The organism is Halalkalibacter lacteus (assembly GCF_036663595.1).
Taxonomy (GTDB): Bacteria; Bacillota; Bacilli; order Bacillales; family Bacillaceae_D; genus Halalkalibacter; species Halalkalibacter lacteus.
The window spans coordinates 1-15,344 of sequence record NZ_JAWRVL010000026.1 but is presented as its reverse complement, the minus strand read 5'-3'; the positions used below and the strand labels follow the sequence as shown (position 1 = coordinate 15,344).

The following is a 15,344-nucleotide window of genomic DNA, read 5'->3' as shown; positions in this document are numbered from 1 at the left end:
TTCCCCGTCCTTTTTGTGAGGAGGGTTCACCATGGCAACGATTAGTGGGAATTTACTATATATTGCCTTTTTCCTCTATCTTGGTGCAACAATTGCTTTTACTGTATCAATAACAGGAAAGAAATGGCGCAACAAACAAGGGGAGGTAAGTGGAAATAGATGGGGCACTTTTGGTTTCCTTTTTTCTATTCTCGGTTCTTTATTTTCGATTGGTTACTTTGTTACACGTTGGATGCACTCAGGTCATGCTCCCGTTAGTAATATGTTTGAATATATGACTTTTCTCGGAATAGCAATTGGTTTTGCTTTTGTCATTATCTATGCTATTTATCGTTTAGATTATCTTGGCTTATTTACAATGCCAATTGTTATGTTAGTTATTGCGTATGCTTCGATGTTTCCAGGAGAGGTAGCACCATTAATTCCAGCCCTTCAAAGTCACTGGTTAACGATTCATGTTATTACAGTAGCATTAGGACAAGGAATCTTATCTATTGGGATGGCTGCTGGATTAATCTATTTAATTCGTACATTAGATTTCACGAAAGCAAATAAGCAAACGCGTGCGCTTGAATTTGTAATGTACTGTCTTTTATCGTTAGTCGGATTTATTGTTATCGGCTCAGCTTTTGATGCTATGGACTATGAGGCGAAATTTACATTTATCAATGAAAATGGATTAGAAGCTGAGATGAATTATACACTTCCTCCACTTGTTGGACCAAATGAAGGACAGTTATTAACTGAGGGAGTCATAGCACCATTTTTTAATGCTCCAGCACTCATTGTTGCAAATGATTTAAATACGGTTATTTGGTCGATGCTTACCGGTCTCGCTTTATACTGGGTACTGCGTCTAGTCTTACGTAAACGAATCGGAGGAGCGATTCAACCGATCTTAAAAGGGGTAAGCCCTCAAGCTGTCGATGAAGTGAGCTATCGAGCAATCGCCATCGGGTTTCCGGTCTTTGCTCTTGGTGGGTTAGTCTTTGCAATGATCTGGGCACAAATTGCGTGGACACGATTCTGGGGTTGGGATCCGAAAGAAGTATGGGCACTGATTACGTTCCTTTTCTATGCTGCTTACTTACATTTGCGATTATCAAAAGGCTGGCAAGGAGAGAAATCAGCTTGGCTTTGTGTCATTGGTTTTGGGATTATTATTTTTAATTTGGTGTTTGTTAACCTTGTAATCGCAGGTTTACACTCATATGCATTATGAGATGAACCCTCGCTTGTTGCGAGGGTTTTCTTTCATTTTAGTATTCATGTTACACTACATACAATAGGTTGATCAGAGGAGGAATTATGATGGAAAAGGAAGCGCGAGTATTAGTAGTTGATGATGAAGATCGAATTCGCAGGTTGTTAAAAATGTACTTAGAACGTGAAGGTTATGAAGTAGAGGAAGCAGAAAATGGTGAACAAGCACTAGAGATGGCACTTGCAATGGAGTATGATCTTATTTTACTTGATATTATGATGCCTGGAATGGATGGCATTGAAGTTTGTCAAGAGCTTAGAAAAACAAAAGCAACCCCTGTCATGATGCTAACCGCAAAAGGCGAAGAAGCAAACCGTGTCCAAGGATTTGAAGTTGGGACGGATGATTATATCGTGAAGCCATTTAGTCCGCGTGAAGTCATTTTGCGTGTGAAGGCATTGCTGCGTCGCTCATCATCAACGAAATTTTTGCAAACCGATACACAAGCTAAGGATGTTTTGGTTTTTCAACATTTAATGATCGATAATGATGCTCATCGAGTCACTGTGTCAGATCACGAAATTAGTTTAACACCAAAAGAATATGAATTATTACATTACCTCGCACAGTCTCCAGATAAAGTTTTTTCGAGAGAACAGTTATTAAAAGATGTATGGAACTATGATTTCTTCGGTGACTTACGTACAGTTGATACACATATTAAGCGTTTGCGTGAGAAGTTAAATAAAATCTCACCAGAGGCAGCTGCTATGATTTCTACTGTATGGGGGATTGGTTATAAATTCGAGGCTGTGAAGTAGCAATGCTTTGGCGAAGTGTTGTAGGAAAGCTTTGGTTTACCATTCTATTGCTTGTATCAGTTGTTTTATCGATATTAATGGTCTTACTGCTTCAATCTTTTGAACGTTTTCATGTGAATGAGGCAGAATCTCAACTTGTTAATCATGCAAATATGATTGCCTCCATCTATGAAGGGTATGAAGTGGAAAGTGATGCGCTCTACACGATTGCTCAATATGGAAGTGCTTTTGAAATGCATGTCATTTTTCTTGTTGAAGGCGAAAAAGTATGGAGTACAGATGAGGAAGAGTCTCACCAAGTCGCACTGGACACCTTTTTTACGGATGAAACATTATCACAAGTATTTTCTGGGGAACAGGTTGTTATGACCGAGGGAGACTTTCCATTCGTTGGAAACGGTGATGAGTTTCATTCAGAAATTATGATTGTTGGTGTCCCTCTTCAACCTGATGAATTAAATGATAGTGCGGTTTTCTTGTATCAATCTCTTTCTGCTATTGAGGATGCATCAAATGAAACAAAACAAATTATTTATTTTTCTGCAGGAATAGCCATTGTTTTAACAACAATCTTTGCTTTTTTTCTCTCGACTAGAATAACAGCTCCGTTGCGTAAGATGCGTCAAGTTGCATTAGAGGTAGCAGAAGGTAAATTCAAATCGAAAGTTCCGATTTTAACGCATGACGAAATTGGTCAACTAGCCATTGCCTTTAATCGTATGGGACGAGAACTCAATAACAACATTCACGCTTTGAACCAAGAAAAGGAGCAGCTTTCTCGTATTCTTGTAAGTATGGCAGATGGTGTGATTACATTAAATAAAAAGGGACGGGTTGTGTTAACGAACCCTCCTGCAGAACGATTTATTCAATCTTGGTATTACGAACAAGGAATGAATCAGGATATAAAAGGGAATTTACCCGCTGCTATGCAAACGTTATTTGAAAAGGTTGTATTGTTAGAAAAAGAACAAATGACTGAAGTAGAAATGCAAGGGAGAAGCTGGATGATCCTGATGACGCCATTATATGATCGCCATGAGATACGTGGTGCTGTCGCTGTCTTCCGCGATATGACGGAAGAACGTCGTCACGATAAACTTAGAAAAGATTTTATTGCCAATGTGTCTCATGAGCTTAGAACACCAATCTCTATGCTTCAAGGATATAGTGAAGCAATCATTGATGATATTGCTGGATCTGATGAAGATAAAAAGGAAATTGCAAAAATTATCTATGATGAATCATTACGAATGGGAAGGCTAGTAAACGAATTATTGGATCTTGCAAGGATGGAGGCAGGGCATGTTGAGTTGAATGTAGAAGAGCTCGAGGTTCAACCATTTTCTGAACGCATTGTCCGCAAGTTTCAAGGCTTAGCCCGTGAACAAGCAATCCAACTATCGCTTGATATAGAACATTCGGATGTTATCGAATGTGATCCTGATCGAATCGAACAAGTACTTACCAACTTACTCCATAACGCAATCCGCCACACGAAAGAACATGGAAAGGTAATATTAGCTGTTAGGCAATATGACGAAGGTTATAGATTTGACGTCATTGATACGGGGTCAGGCATACCTGAAGGGGATCTACCGTATGTATTTGAACGATTTTATAAAGCTGATAAAGCACGTACAAGGGGACGTGGAGGAACTGGATTAGGTCTTGCGATTGCGAAGAATATTGTCGATTCGCATGGTGGGCATATTTCCGTGCACAGTAAAATGAATGAGGGAACAACTTTTTCCTTTTTTATCCCATGTATATTCAATAATTAAAACCTAACCCCGACAAGTGTTTGTCGGGGTTAGACCTTGTTAAGACAAGCTCGGTTCTTCTGTACATTAACTATTGATCAAATTATGATAGATTGCAATCCAGCGCTCTTTCGTTTTGATATCGGTCAAAGATAGATAATGAAACAATGTCTCTAAACTTTTTGCATCCATATTCTTGATAAAAGCATTCATTACTTTTTCATCACACGTATTTCGCAGGAAGCGGACAAGTTCATATCTCATTCTTAAACCATCTCCTTTTAGTTACTTAGTTGTTTTTCTGCAATTTTTGTTCGAGCAACTTTTGCAGCAGTGACCATATTTTTTAAGGCAGCAACGGTTTCTGTTTCACCACGGGTTTTTAGTCCGCAGTCTGGATTAACCCAGAAGAGGTTAGCTGGTAAGACGGAGAGGGCGCGTTCGATAATAGATAGCATCTCTTCATTCTTTGGAACTCGTGGGCTATGTATATCATAGACTCCGAGTCCAATGCCTTTGTCATAGACGGTTGTTTCAAATGCTTGAATCAATTCAGCATGACTTCTTGACGTCTCAATAGAAATAACGTCAGCATCTAATGCTTTTATCGCATTAATGATCTCGTTGAAATCGCTATAACACATATGAGTATGAACTTGTGTTGTATCTTTCACTGCTGAAGTACTCATGCGGAATGCTTCTATAGCCCATGTAAGATAGTTTTGATGTTTTTCTTCTTTTAGAGGTAAGCCCTCTCTAAGTGCAGGCTCATCTACTTGAATCATCGTAATTCCATTGGCTTCAAGCACTTGGACTTCTTTTAAGATGGCCTCTGCAATTTGAAAAGCGACTTCTTGATTCGAAATGTCATTTCGGACAAACGACCAATTTAAAATTGTTACAGGCCCAGTTACCATCCCTTTTACCGGTTTATTTGTTAGAGATTGTGCATAAGCTGTTTCTTTTAATGTCATCGGTTCTATGAATGATACATTTCCAAAGATGATAGGAGGCTTCACACAACGAGAACCATATGATTGAACCCAGCCATTTTTTGAAAACGTAAATCCTGCTAATTTTTCTCCAAAAAATTCAACCATATCATTTCTTTCAAACTCTCCGTGTACAAGGACATCAAGTGCCAACTCTTCTTGAATGTGAATCCATTTTTCAATAGCTGAGTAAATGTGTGATTCGTATGCTTCATTTGAAAGTTCACCTTTTCTCCACTTAAAACGCGTTTGACGAATTTCTTTTGTTTGTGGAAAGCTCCCTATTGTTGTTGTTGGCAGCAGTGGCAAATCCCATTTTTGTTGCTGTAGATGGTATCGATCTGAAAAAGATAAAGGTCGAGTCGTAGGTAGTAATGGGCGTTCCTGCTTCACTCGCCATTCTGATTTCTCCAAGGCTTCAAATGATTGCTTATATTTTAATAATGATTGCTTGTTTTGATCATTACAATCAACGGTTACATCTCTTAACAGGCATAATTCATCAAGTTTTTCTTTGCAAAATGCCAAAGCTTTTTTAATAATTGGCTCTAATTCTGTTTCATGTTCAAGACTGACTGGAACATGCAGCAAGCTAGTAGAAGGCTGCAATATTTGGTTTTCAATTGGAACATAAGCTGCCAGTTCAGTTAAAAAGCGATGATTCTCTTCTAGATTTGATTTCCAAATGTTTCGGCCGTCAATGATTCCTATACCAAGCAGTTTATCTTTAGGAAATCCATATTTCTTGATTGCTGTCACATTTTCATTTAAGCCACTGACAAAGTCTAACCCGATCCCTTTAACGGGTAGGTTTACCACCTCTTTATAATGAGAAACTGCTTCGAAATATGTTTGAATAATAATATCAAGATGTGGTACTTGTTTTGTAATTTCATTATAAAGGTTTGAGAATAGCGTCATTTCTTCAGTTGAAAGATCCATTACAAGATAAGGCTCATCGATTTGAACAATTGGAGCTCCAGCGTCAGCTAATTCAAGGAGTAATTGAATATAGACTTGCGCTAAGTTTTTCAACTGACTTTCAAATTTTTGTTCTTCGTATCCTTTTGATAGCTTTAAAAAGGTGAAAGGACCGATGATGACGGGTTTTCCAATGATGTTTAACTCATGTTTTGCTTCTAAAAATGCTTCAAGTGGTTTATTCCAAACCAAGGCAGGTTTCCGTTCTTCCAATTCAGGAACGATAAAGTGATAGTTTGTATCAAACCATTTTGTCATTTCGCAAGCAGGGGTATCCTTACTTCCCCGAGCCATTGAAAAATATGTTGATAGAGATACCGGACCATCTGAATAAGAAAAGCGATCTGGAACGAATCCAAACATCGTTGCCGTATCAAGTACATGATCGTAAAATGAAAAATCACCAACTGGAATAAGATCAACTTTTTTATCAATTTGTGTTTGTAAATAATGGAGTCGATACTTTTTCATTTGCTTATAAAAGGTTTTTTCTGAAATTGTTGAAGCCCAATAAGCTTCAAGTGTTTTCTTCCATTCGCGTTTCTCGCCAATGCGAGGATAGCCAAGATTACTAGTTTTAATTACGTTCAATGTCATAACCTCCAAATTTTTTTGTAACAAAAAAAGACATCATTACCAGAAAAAGGGTAACGATATCCATAGAATAATCAATGAAGTATTGTTAACACCTCCCTATCTCCCGTAGGTAAAGCAGTGTTGTTGAAATAGGCAGGTCTCCTGGCTTTAGTATCATCATTATCGTGGTCTTCCCGGCTTTTGCCAGTGACACAGGTCACGATAACTCCTCTATTACAGTGGCGGGACCGCTCCGGATTTACACCGAATTCCCTTTTAAACTTTAAATAAATATTTAAAGTACCAATTTCCAACATATGAGATTGTTTTAAACTCTAGCGTAGAGTGATGGGCTATGTCAATAGTTTTATTCTATTTTGAAAATTTCCCTTTGCCAATCTAGTAAGACGATGACCATTTTAAAAAAATACTGTCATAGATTTGTTTTTCATGTATACTGAAAAATACAAAAATGAAATAAAGACTATGAAATGTTTTCAAGATTATGCAGTATTTATTTAGAATTTCTATCTTGAATCATTTGTTTTTTAATGTGATTGAACACAAAATCAATTCTAAACAAATATAGTAGGGGGAACGTTATGAAGTTATATACACGTACAGGTGATGAGGGAAAGACAAGTGTTATAGGTGGGAGATTGGATAAAGATGATACAAGAGTGGTTGCTTATGGGACAACGGATGAACTTAATTCTTTTGTTGGCCAGGTCGTAGCTCAGTTAGATGATGCGATTTTTCCTGATATAAAGGAGGAACTTGTGAAAATTCAGCATGAACTGTTCGATTGTGGTGGTGATTTAGCTATGATGAAGGCATCTGAAAAACATCCGTATAAGGCAAAACAAGAGATGATTGATTTTCTCGAGGAGCGAATTGATGTCTACATTCAAGAAGCGCCAGAATTAGAGCGCTTTATCTTACCAGGTGGGTCTTTGCAAGCATCAACTCTTCATGTGTGCCGAACGGTTACAAGACGTGCGGAACGTTATGTGACAAGGCTACATCGTGAAGTTGATGAGACGAACCCAATTGTTTTAAAATATTTAAATCGTCTTTCCGATTATTTTTTTGCGATTGCACGAGTGGTAAACCATCGTCTAAAAGTGAAAGATGTGGAATATGAAAGAAGTGCGATCGTATTTAAAGGTGGAAAGCGAACGAAATAGATGATTAAGAAACCACGCAACTATATTGTGTGGTTTTTTTTTTTGAAATGAAATGTTTAAATTGTAGTCAACTAAGTAGCAGGTTTTTGGTATGGATTTTATTTGAAAAAAGCATGGATTGTCTGGAATGATTCAAATGTCTTTTCATATATTGATAAATGTGTGGGCTGTTTTGAGGGGGAAACAATATATGAAAAAGAGTTTGTTTTTTTGTGTTCTTTTTTTACTTGTTGCATGTAGTAACGATCTGTCAGCAGAAGAGTTGAAACCAGTTGCTGTTCACTCTTCTTATTTTCAAACGGAGACGAATTGGAAAGCACCTGTTTATTGGAAAGTTGATTTGAAAGATGAATTTAATGATTTAGTTCATGACATTCTTTTAAATGATTTTGGTTATTTTGTAGAGCAATCTCTGGATGAAGAGAAACTGAACCAATTAGCAAATGATTTGGCGAGTCAAATAGATACTCCGATGCAAAATCCACGGATTACTTCGGATGGAAACGTGATTCCGGGAAAAGTGCGAGTTGTTTTATCTGAGCAAGAGCTTGTTGACCAACTGCAAATACTTGAGGTGGGAACGAAGGAATTTGTTTTACCCGTCTATGTAACCGAACCTTCCGTTACGGAGGAAGATTTGATTGGAATTGATCAGAAGATTATTGGGGAATTTAAGACTTATTTTAATCCGGCTGTTACTGGTAGATCGGTAAATGTGAAATTATCAGCAGAGGCAATATCAGGTATCGTTCTTGGTCCGGGGGATTCATTTTCATTTAATCAAACTGTTGGAGAGCGGACAAGAGAACGAGGATATCAAGAAGCGAAAGAAATAGTGAATAAAGAATTTGTTATGGGAATCGGTGGGGGAATCTGCCAAACATCTTCAACACTATTTAATGCGGTTGATCAAGCAGGGTTAGAAATGGTTGAACGCTACACACATTCAAAAGAGGTTGGTTATGTACCTGCTGGAAGAGATGCGACCGTATCATGGGGAAGTCCGGATTTTCGATTTAGTAATCCTCATTCGTATCCAGTTTTACTTCAATCACAGGTAAATGTGGAGCGTGGAGAAATCAAAGTGTCAGTTCATACACATCAATAAGCATGGAACAAGAATGTAAGGCTTACCTTATTTTCTTGTTTTTTTATTTCTAGAAGTTGTTCAACTTTTTTTAAAACAACCTTCCAAGCAGACTATATTAAATATCCTTCGCATAATTCCATAGAAACCATTTCATACTAAAAAAAGACAAAGATTGGTTTGGAGGTGATTCTATTGATTGGTAGATGGTTAATGAAAAAAATGATTGATAATCGAAAAGAAACCTTAAGAGACGTCTTTCTACAGTTTCAACAGTCCACTGATTTCGTTATCTATACCTTTAAAACAGATGAACGAATGTTTAAGATCGCTTATTTTCAAACACTTATCGATACCGATCGTTTAAATCGTGACATTCTTCCATCCTTAACTAAGTCTGATTGCAAAACCTTAGAATCATTGCTTACTGAAGTATCAATACAAGATAAGGAAATCATTAAATCTCCAAAAGATTTGCGTGAGAAAGTATTGCAAGGGTTTGTAGCTGTTTACGAAGGAAAAGATCCATCAAAATGTGCAATTATAGAATCAAGTATGGATTCTGGTAGGGATGTATCACCTCCTGAAAATGAATTTAGTGTAGCTGGACCTCAAGAAGCTTTTATTGAATCAGTTGATACGAATATCAATCTCATTCGAAAACGATTGCCACTAGCTCAATTGCAAATCAAAGAAATGAAAATAGGGAAAATTACTCAGACGCGTGTGGCTGTTTTATATATAGATGGTCTCGTGGATAAAGACAATTTACATACAATCGAGCAGAGACTAGGTGATGTTGAATTTGATCAAGTTATTGATTCAAGCAGTCTAGCTCAAATGATATCAGATAATACAATGTCAATTTTTCCACAACTCGTTAATACAGAAAGACCTGAACGTGTGGCATCAGTTTTAGCGGAAGGGAAAGTAGCTTTTTTAGCAGATGGCTCTCCAGAAGCAGTCTTTGGACCAACAACGTTAGTAGAATTCTTTTCATCATTAGAAGATTATTATCTTCCTTGGCAAATTGCTACGTCCGTTCGTTTGCTTCGTTTCTTTGCGGTAGCATTCTCTGTTTTATCGACTCCGTTGTATGTGGCGGTATTGACGTTTCATTACGAACTGATTCCAAGAGATCTATTGTCAACGATCATTGCCTCAAGAAGTAATATCCCGTTTCCACCAATTCTTGAAGCGATTTTCCTTGAATTGACAATTGAATTATTGCGAGAAGCGGGTGCCAGGTTGCCAACCAAAGTAGGTCAAACGATTGGAATAGTAGGTGGAATTGTTATTGGACAGGCCTCAGTTGAAGCAGGGTTAACGAGTAATATCTTGCTCATCATCGTTGCACTAGCCGCACTTGCTTCGTTTACAACGCCAGTCTATCAAATGGGTAACACAATCAGACTTATTCGATTTCCGTTTATTTTAATGGCAGCCTTTCTTGGAGGTGTTGGGGTTGCATTTTGTTTGTTAGTAACGATCGTGCATTTATTGCAATTAACATCACTAGGGAGACCGTATATGGAACCGATCTTTCCTCCACGGTTTTCAGATTGGCGTGATGCATTCGTAAGGCTTCCTTTTAACTGGATGTCTTCTCGTCCTGTATATTTACGACCTCGTGACAAAGGGCGTTTTAATTTTTCGAGAGCAGTGCAAAAACATGATATTGATGAGTGAGGAGGTAAGCGAGTGGACAAGCCTATAAAAGAACAATATTTAGTATCTGGTTTCTTAACGTTGTTTCTCATACATGGGATGCAGGTTGGAGTAGGTGTTCTAGGTTTTCAGCGAGACGTTGTTAAAGTGGCAGGATACGATGCGTGGATTTCTGTTCTCATAGCCGGAATGGTTGTCCACGTTGTCATTGCCTGTATGTATACTCTATTAAAACGTGTAGACGGAGATTTGATATCGATTCATCATCAAATCTTCGGAAAATGGGTTGGGAATGTGATTTGTTTTTTTGTTAGTATTTATTTCGTGGCAAAAGCAGTCAATGTTCTAAGAACCTATATTGAAGTTGTACAAGTATGGATGTTTCCTGATTTACCGACGTGGTCTATTGCAATTGTTGCGTCTTTTTTCTTTTATTATGTAGTCGCTGGTGGGTTTAGGTCAGTTGTCGGGCTTACTTTTCTAGGTGTAATGATTCCTGTGGCATTTGTACCTATGCTTTTATTACCGCTTGAATTTGCTAATTTTATTAATATGTTACCCATTTTAAAACATTCTATTGTAGAGCTTTTACTAGGAGCAAAAGATACAACCCTTAGTTTTATAGGGTTTGAATCGTTACTTTTATATTACCCTTTTTTAAAAAATAGGGACTTAACGCAAAAATGGGCACAATTGGGGGCTTTAATTACTAATGTTGCCTATACTGTCATTATGGTTGTGAGTTTAGCTTTCTTTAGCGAAGACCAATTAAATAAAACAATATGGGCAACGTTAACTTTATATAAAGTTGTGCAATTGCCTTTTTTAGAAAGATTTGAGTATATTGGAGTTTCTATGTGGATGTTTTTAATTACACCAAACATAGCGCTTGCACTATGGGCAGCCAGCCGTTGTGCCAAGAGAATTTCCGGGATGAATCAACGAAGTGCATTAGTCATAGCTATAGTGATAATGGCTGTCGTTATAATTTTATTACCGACGAGACAAGAAGTAAACCAATTCAGTAATTGGGTTGCGCAAACAGGCTTCTATTTCGTTTTTGTTTATATTCCATTGCTCGTTATCCTTCAAACGATTGCACTAAAGATAAGGAGAGGAAAACATGAACAAACGACTAATCTGTAGCTTTGTTGTTCTTATTTATACCTTACTATTAACGGGTTGCCTAGAGACATCAATTGTTGATGAAGTATCAATGGTTCGGGCTGCATCATTTGACCTAGAAGAAGATGGAAAATTGAAATTAACAGTTAGTTTTCCTACTTTTCCAGACAAAGGTCAAGAACAAACGCTAGAACAAAGGATAATTGAAGCGACAGGTGAAACAACAAAAGGGACTAAAATTTCGTTAAATAAAAATGCTCAAAAGCCTATTTTATTTGGACAAGTTCGCGTACTATTATTTAGCCAAGCACTTGCTGAACAAGGGGTGGAGAAATACATAGATGCCATGTACCGTGACCCTGCTGTTGGAAATCGAATTTCACTTGGCATTGTTGAAGGTAACGATGCAGGAGCATTATTAGATAAAGACCTTGGAATTGGTGATTTATCTGGTGTGTTTTTACCCGAATTAATCGAACAAAATCAAGATACAAGTACGTTACCACCTACGAATATGCATCAATTTTTATTTAGTTTGTATAACGATGGACGGGATGCTTATTTGCCTTTAATCATTCAATCTGATGATAAAGTGTCTGTAGCAGGGACTGCTTTATTTTCAGGCGATAAATTTCATTCTAAACTGAATTTTGAAGATTCTTTTTTCATGAAATTGCTATTAGATACAACGAGACAAGGGATTCATGAATTTGCAATTGAAGATCAAGAGCAAACAAGTTATGTAGTGATTGAAAAATTAAATAGTGATTTTAAGAGAAAGTTGGATAAGTCACGTGATGTCCCACTTTTTATCTTCGATGTAAAGATCGATGGAGCAATAGAGGATTATGATGGACAGATGAATTTAGACGAAACAAAAACTTTAAATAAAATTCAGCAATCTATCGAAAATCAAATTTCTAACCGAGCTCAGGAATTACTAATACAATTTCGTAATGAAGGTATAGATCCTGTTGGAATTGGAGAGAAATATCGAAGCACTACAAGAAATTGGAATGCAGAACAATGGAGAAATGAACTATATCCTAGTGCTGAGTTCGAAGTTAATGTGGATTTAAAAATTATTCAATCAGGTGCTGTTGAATAAAAAAGTGAAAGGAATATTTCATAGAATACTTCCATAGGATAACAATGTGAAATAAATGGAAAAAGAAATGAGTCTCACATCAATGAGGAGGAAAGAATGGTTGATTTCTTGAAACGAATTTGTATAGCTCTAGCTCTAGCTACTTTTATTGGTTTACTATTTCTAAGTACGACAACAACATTTGCCCAAATGAATGAGGAGGTGCCAGAGGAGCTCTTTGAAGCGCTTATCTGGCCTACTGTCGGTGATGTAACCGACATGTATGGGACAAGGGGAGGCAGGCATTTTGGGATTGATGTCGCAGCTCCAGAAGGCACATCCGTTGTAACCATTGCAGATGGGACTGTTAGTCGGTCTTATTATTCTGATACATATGGAAATGTTATTTTTGTAGAGCACGATAATGGACTTGAAACGGTTTATGCGCATCTTCATGTAAGAAAAGCAGAGGAAGGACAAGCTGTGACAGAAGGTGAGAAGATTGGAACGGTTGGCAATACAGGGAGATCTTCAGGGAATCATCTCCATTTTGAAGTCCATGATGGAAAATGGAACATTGATAAGTCAGATTCAATTAATCCATTGTTTGTACTTTCAAAAGAACCAGAATATATGTATGCGGCGCTCGGAGAAGATTCTCCTTATGGTCAATATTGGAAGCAGAGAGAAATTGTTTCTGTTATGAGTCCAAAACAGTTGGAAGATCCCGCTCCAGATAACTCGATAGAGGAGGAGAAAATAATAGTTACGGTACAATCGGGAGACACTCTTTGGGGCTTAGCCTCTACATATGATGTAACAGTTGAGCAACTGAAAAAGTGGAATAACCTTGAAGATGACCTTATAGAAGTGGACGAGATGTTGGTTTTATATCAAACAGAAAATATTCATGTAATCAAATCCGGGGAGACACTTACTTCGATAGCAAGTTCATATGGTGTAACAAGTGAGAATATTAAGGGGAAAAATCAGTTGGCATCAGATGTGATTTATCCAGGCCAAGTGATCGTCATTAACTAAGGGATAAGTCTGTGAAAAATCTGTCGAATATGGTAAAATTAAGTCAAGTTATGATTGTTAGGAATGAAGAAATTGATGGGTATAGAACAAGTAAATGTCAACACTGACTTATTTCAATGGCTTAACGAACAAACAGATCTTTCAAGTTATCAAGTGGACCTCGTTGACGGGTTTATTTTTATGCTTAAAAAAGTAAACCAACATCGTGCAATACGGTTAATCAATGATCGAGAACTGCATCCACGATTTTGGAGATCACACGATCGTACTTTTGGGTATGGTTTAATGAGCAAAAAAGGAAACAAGAAAGCTGCTCACCTCTATCAATTTTATATTGATGTTGCATTTGCAGCGCAGTTAGTAACTGCTGAGGAAGACAAGTTACGATTAACATCCAAGGGTACTGCCTATTTACAGAGAAATAAAGAAGTGCAGTTAGATTTATTGTTTACATATATTTGGTAACATAAAAAAAGGATCGCTTTGGCGATCTCTTTTTTTATAAGCTTCAGTTGTATCAGCGAAATGGATATCGTATTAGGATCTGAAAAAAATAAAGTTGAATTTACTGTATGCATCAGTAAAGTGAGTCATATGTATAAGGGGAGGAGGGATGAGATGAAACACATTATAAAGTCAGGAGAGACCATTTCAAAAATAGCATATATGTATAAAATTAGGCCGTTTGATATATTGTTGTTTAACCCACATATCTATTCAGAAAAAAGTTATTTATATCCGGGAATGGAAATTCATATACCAGCTATTCAATTAGAACAAGAACAGGATTGGACATGTCAAACTGAATTTGGGCAAGATGACCTAGAAAGAATGATCCCTCGATTAAAAGAAAAAGGTGTAAAAGTCCAAGTGATTGGTTATTCTGTCATGAATAAACCAATTTATGCGTTTTTCTATGGAAGTGGCAAAAAAGAAATTTTTTATTCAGGTGGGTGGCATGCTAATGAGTGGCATACAAGTAAATTTCTTATACGTTACATAGATCAACTTGCAACCTTTTATAATAAAAACGAAAGTTGGCATGATTATGATCTTACAAAAATATTAGGTGAAGTCACATTAGTTGTCGTTCCACTTGTAAACCCTGATGGTGTTGATCTAGTCCTTCAAGGAATTTATGAAGATCATCCTTACTACAAAGACGTATTAGCAATTAATAAAGGAATGCGTAGATTTGAACATTGGTCAAGTAATATAAGAGGTGTTGATTTAAATCATCAATGGCCTGCCGGATGGAAACGAGAGGCAGAAGAAAGTCCGCAAGTTCCATGGGCGCGTCATTACAGTGGAACTGCGCCCTTGACTGAGCCAGAAGCTAAAGCGATCTATCAACTTACAAAAAAACATTCATTTTCCTATGTCCTTGCTTTTCATTCACAAGGGCAGGTAATTTATTGGGGATACAGAGGATTAGAGCCTAGCCAAAGCAAGGAGATGGTTGAACGACTCTCGTTAGTAAGTTCTTATTTACCGGTACACACAGCAGATAGTGATGGAGGTTATAAAGATTGGTTTATTCAAGAAACAGGTCGACCAGGGTTCACGATTGAAGTAGGGGTAGGTACTAACCCTCTACCACCAGAAGCTTTTGCTGAAATTTGGTCCAATAATTGTCTCCTTGCATTAGAAGGGCTCAAACTTTAATACATTTTGCTATTGCAATTGTTAGAAAACAGTTTAACTAGAAAAGGTACCTCTTTAACAAGAGGTACCTTCAGATTGTTGAGAAACCCCACTTTTTCAAGTGGGGTTTCTCTTATGCCTTTATCTTTCTTTCTAAAATCCAATAAA

General features: G+C 37.2%; 13 protein-coding genes and 1 riboswitch. Of the genes, 11 read left to right on the top strand and 2 right to left on the bottom strand.

From position 1 onward, the window contains the following. Nucleotides 1–31: 31 nt before the first annotated feature. The 3 genes from ccsA (at nt 32) to SAZ04_RS16755 (ending at nt 3,809) form a co-directional block, all read left to right on the top strand. Complete coding sequence (gene ccsA, locus SAZ04_RS16765) at nt 32–1,222, top strand: cytochrome c biogenesis protein CcsA (RefSeq protein ID WP_332697333.1); 1,191 nt, start codon at nt 32–34, stop codon at nt 1,220–1,222. 89 nt (nt 1,223–1,311) lie between these two features. Next, nucleotides 1,312–2,025, top strand: a complete 714-nt coding sequence (locus tag SAZ04_RS16760; RefSeq protein ID WP_332697421.1) for a response regulator transcription factor — start codon at nt 1,312–1,314, stop codon at nt 2,023–2,025. Between the two features lie 2 nt (nt 2,026–2,027). Beyond that, entirely contained in the window at nt 2,028–3,809 is a 1,782-nt protein-coding gene (locus tag SAZ04_RS16755) for an ATP-binding protein (RefSeq protein ID WP_332697331.1), read from the top strand. A gap of 66 nt (nt 3,810–3,875) precedes the next feature. On the opposite strand, the gene SAZ04_RS16750 is transcribed toward SAZ04_RS16755, so the two are convergent. Together SAZ04_RS16750 and metE are read right to left on the bottom strand one after the other, a co-directional pair. Then, nucleotides 3,876–4,052 carry a hypothetical protein gene (locus SAZ04_RS16750; protein ID WP_332697329.1) on the bottom strand — a complete coding sequence of 59 codons (177 nt, stop codon included), beginning with the start codon at nt 4,050–4,052 and terminating at the stop codon, nt 3,876–3,878. Nucleotides 4,053–4,069: 17 nt separating this feature from the next. Then, entirely contained in the window at nt 4,070–6,358 is a 2,289-nt protein-coding gene (gene metE / locus SAZ04_RS16745) for a 5-methyltetrahydropteroyltriglutamate--homocysteine S-methyltransferase (protein WP_431309023.1), read from the bottom strand. 114 nt (nt 6,359–6,472) lie between these two features. Further along, nucleotides 6,473–6,660, bottom strand: a riboswitch (cobalamin riboswitch). Nucleotides 6,661–6,939: 279 nt separating this feature from the next. Between metE and SAZ04_RS16740 the strand changes: the two genes are divergently transcribed. The 8 genes from SAZ04_RS16740 to SAZ04_RS16705 all read left to right on the top strand — a co-directional run bounded on the left by SAZ04_RS16740 (nt 6,940) and on the right by SAZ04_RS16705 (nt 15,197). Further along, nucleotides 6,940–7,524: a cob(I)yrinic acid a,c-diamide adenosyltransferase gene (locus SAZ04_RS16740; protein WP_332697326.1), complete on the top strand. Its 585-nt coding sequence runs from the start codon at nt 6,940–6,942 to the stop codon at nt 7,522–7,524. Nucleotides 7,525–7,714: 190 nt separating this feature from the next. After that, the gene (locus tag SAZ04_RS16735) at nt 7,715–8,632 is read left to right on the top strand and encodes a VanW family protein (RefSeq protein ID WP_332697324.1); all 918 of its coding nucleotides are present in this window, start codon (nt 7,715–7,717) and stop codon (nt 8,630–8,632) included. Between the two features lie 174 nt (nt 8,633–8,806). Further along, a complete protein-coding gene (locus SAZ04_RS16730) occupies nt 8,807–10,300 on the top strand; it encodes a spore germination protein (RefSeq protein ID WP_332697322.1) in 1,494 nt (497 codons plus the stop codon). Between the two features lie 12 nt (nt 10,301–10,312). Further along, nucleotides 10,313–11,425, top strand: a complete 1,113-nt coding sequence (locus SAZ04_RS16725) for a GerAB/ArcD/ProY family transporter (protein WP_332697320.1) — start codon at nt 10,313–10,315, stop codon at nt 11,423–11,425. After that, entirely contained in the window at nt 11,403–12,512 is a 1,110-nt protein-coding gene (locus SAZ04_RS16720; protein WP_332697318.1) for a Ger(x)C family spore germination protein, read from the top strand. Before SAZ04_RS16725 ends, SAZ04_RS16720 begins: the two co-directional genes overlap by 23 nt. Nucleotides 12,513–12,608: 96 nt before the next feature. Beyond that, on the top strand, nt 12,609–13,532 hold the full coding sequence (locus SAZ04_RS16715; RefSeq protein WP_332697316.1) for a M23 family metallopeptidase: 924 nt from the start codon (nt 12,609–12,611) through the stop codon (nt 13,530–13,532). Between the two features lie 63 nt (nt 13,533–13,595). Then, the gene (locus tag SAZ04_RS16710) at nt 13,596–13,997 is read left to right on the top strand and encodes a hypothetical protein (RefSeq protein ID WP_332697314.1); all 402 of its coding nucleotides are present in this window, start codon (nt 13,596–13,598) and stop codon (nt 13,995–13,997) included. A 153-nt stretch (nt 13,998–14,150) separates the two neighbouring features. Continuing rightward, complete coding sequence (locus SAZ04_RS16705) at nt 14,151–15,197, top strand: M14 family metallopeptidase (protein WP_332697312.1); 1,047 nt, start codon at nt 14,151–14,153, stop codon at nt 15,195–15,197. Nucleotides 15,198–15,344: the final 147 nt, after the last annotated feature.

Excerpts from the sequence above, each read along its gene's own strand:
- SAZ04_RS16750 (WP_332697329.1), bottom strand. The coding sequence starts at position 4,052 with ATGAGATATGAACTTGTCCGCTTCCTGCGAAATACGTGTGATGAAAAA.
- SAZ04_RS16710 (WP_332697314.1), top strand. The coding sequence starts at position 13,596 with ATGAAGAAATTGATGGGTATAGAACAAGTAAATGTCAACACTGACTTA.
- ccsA (WP_332697333.1), top strand. The coding sequence starts at position 32 with ATGGCAACGATTAGTGGGAATTTACTATATATTGCCTTTTTCCTCTAT.
- metE (WP_431309023.1), bottom strand. The coding sequence starts at position 6,358 with ATGACATTGAACGTAATTAAAACTAGTAATCTTGGCTATCCTCGCATT.
- SAZ04_RS16755 (WP_332697331.1), top strand. The coding sequence starts at position 2,028 with ATGCTTTGGCGAAGTGTTGTAGGAAAGCTTTGGTTTACCATTCTATTG.
- SAZ04_RS16735 (WP_332697324.1), top strand. The coding sequence starts at position 7,715 with ATGAAAAAGAGTTTGTTTTTTTGTGTTCTTTTTTTACTTGTTGCATGT.
- SAZ04_RS16715 (WP_332697316.1), top strand. The coding sequence starts at position 12,609 with ATGGTTGATTTCTTGAAACGAATTTGTATAGCTCTAGCTCTAGCTACT.
- SAZ04_RS16760 (WP_332697421.1), top strand. The coding sequence starts at position 1,312 with ATGGAAAAGGAAGCGCGAGTATTAGTAGTTGATGATGAAGATCGAATT.
- SAZ04_RS16740 (WP_332697326.1), top strand. The coding sequence starts at position 6,940 with ATGAAGTTATATACACGTACAGGTGATGAGGGAAAGACAAGTGTTATA.
- SAZ04_RS16705 (WP_332697312.1), top strand. The coding sequence starts at position 14,151 with ATGAAACACATTATAAAGTCAGGAGAGACCATTTCAAAAATAGCATAT.
- SAZ04_RS16720 (WP_332697318.1), top strand. The coding sequence starts at position 11,403 with ATGAACAAACGACTAATCTGTAGCTTTGTTGTTCTTATTTATACCTTA.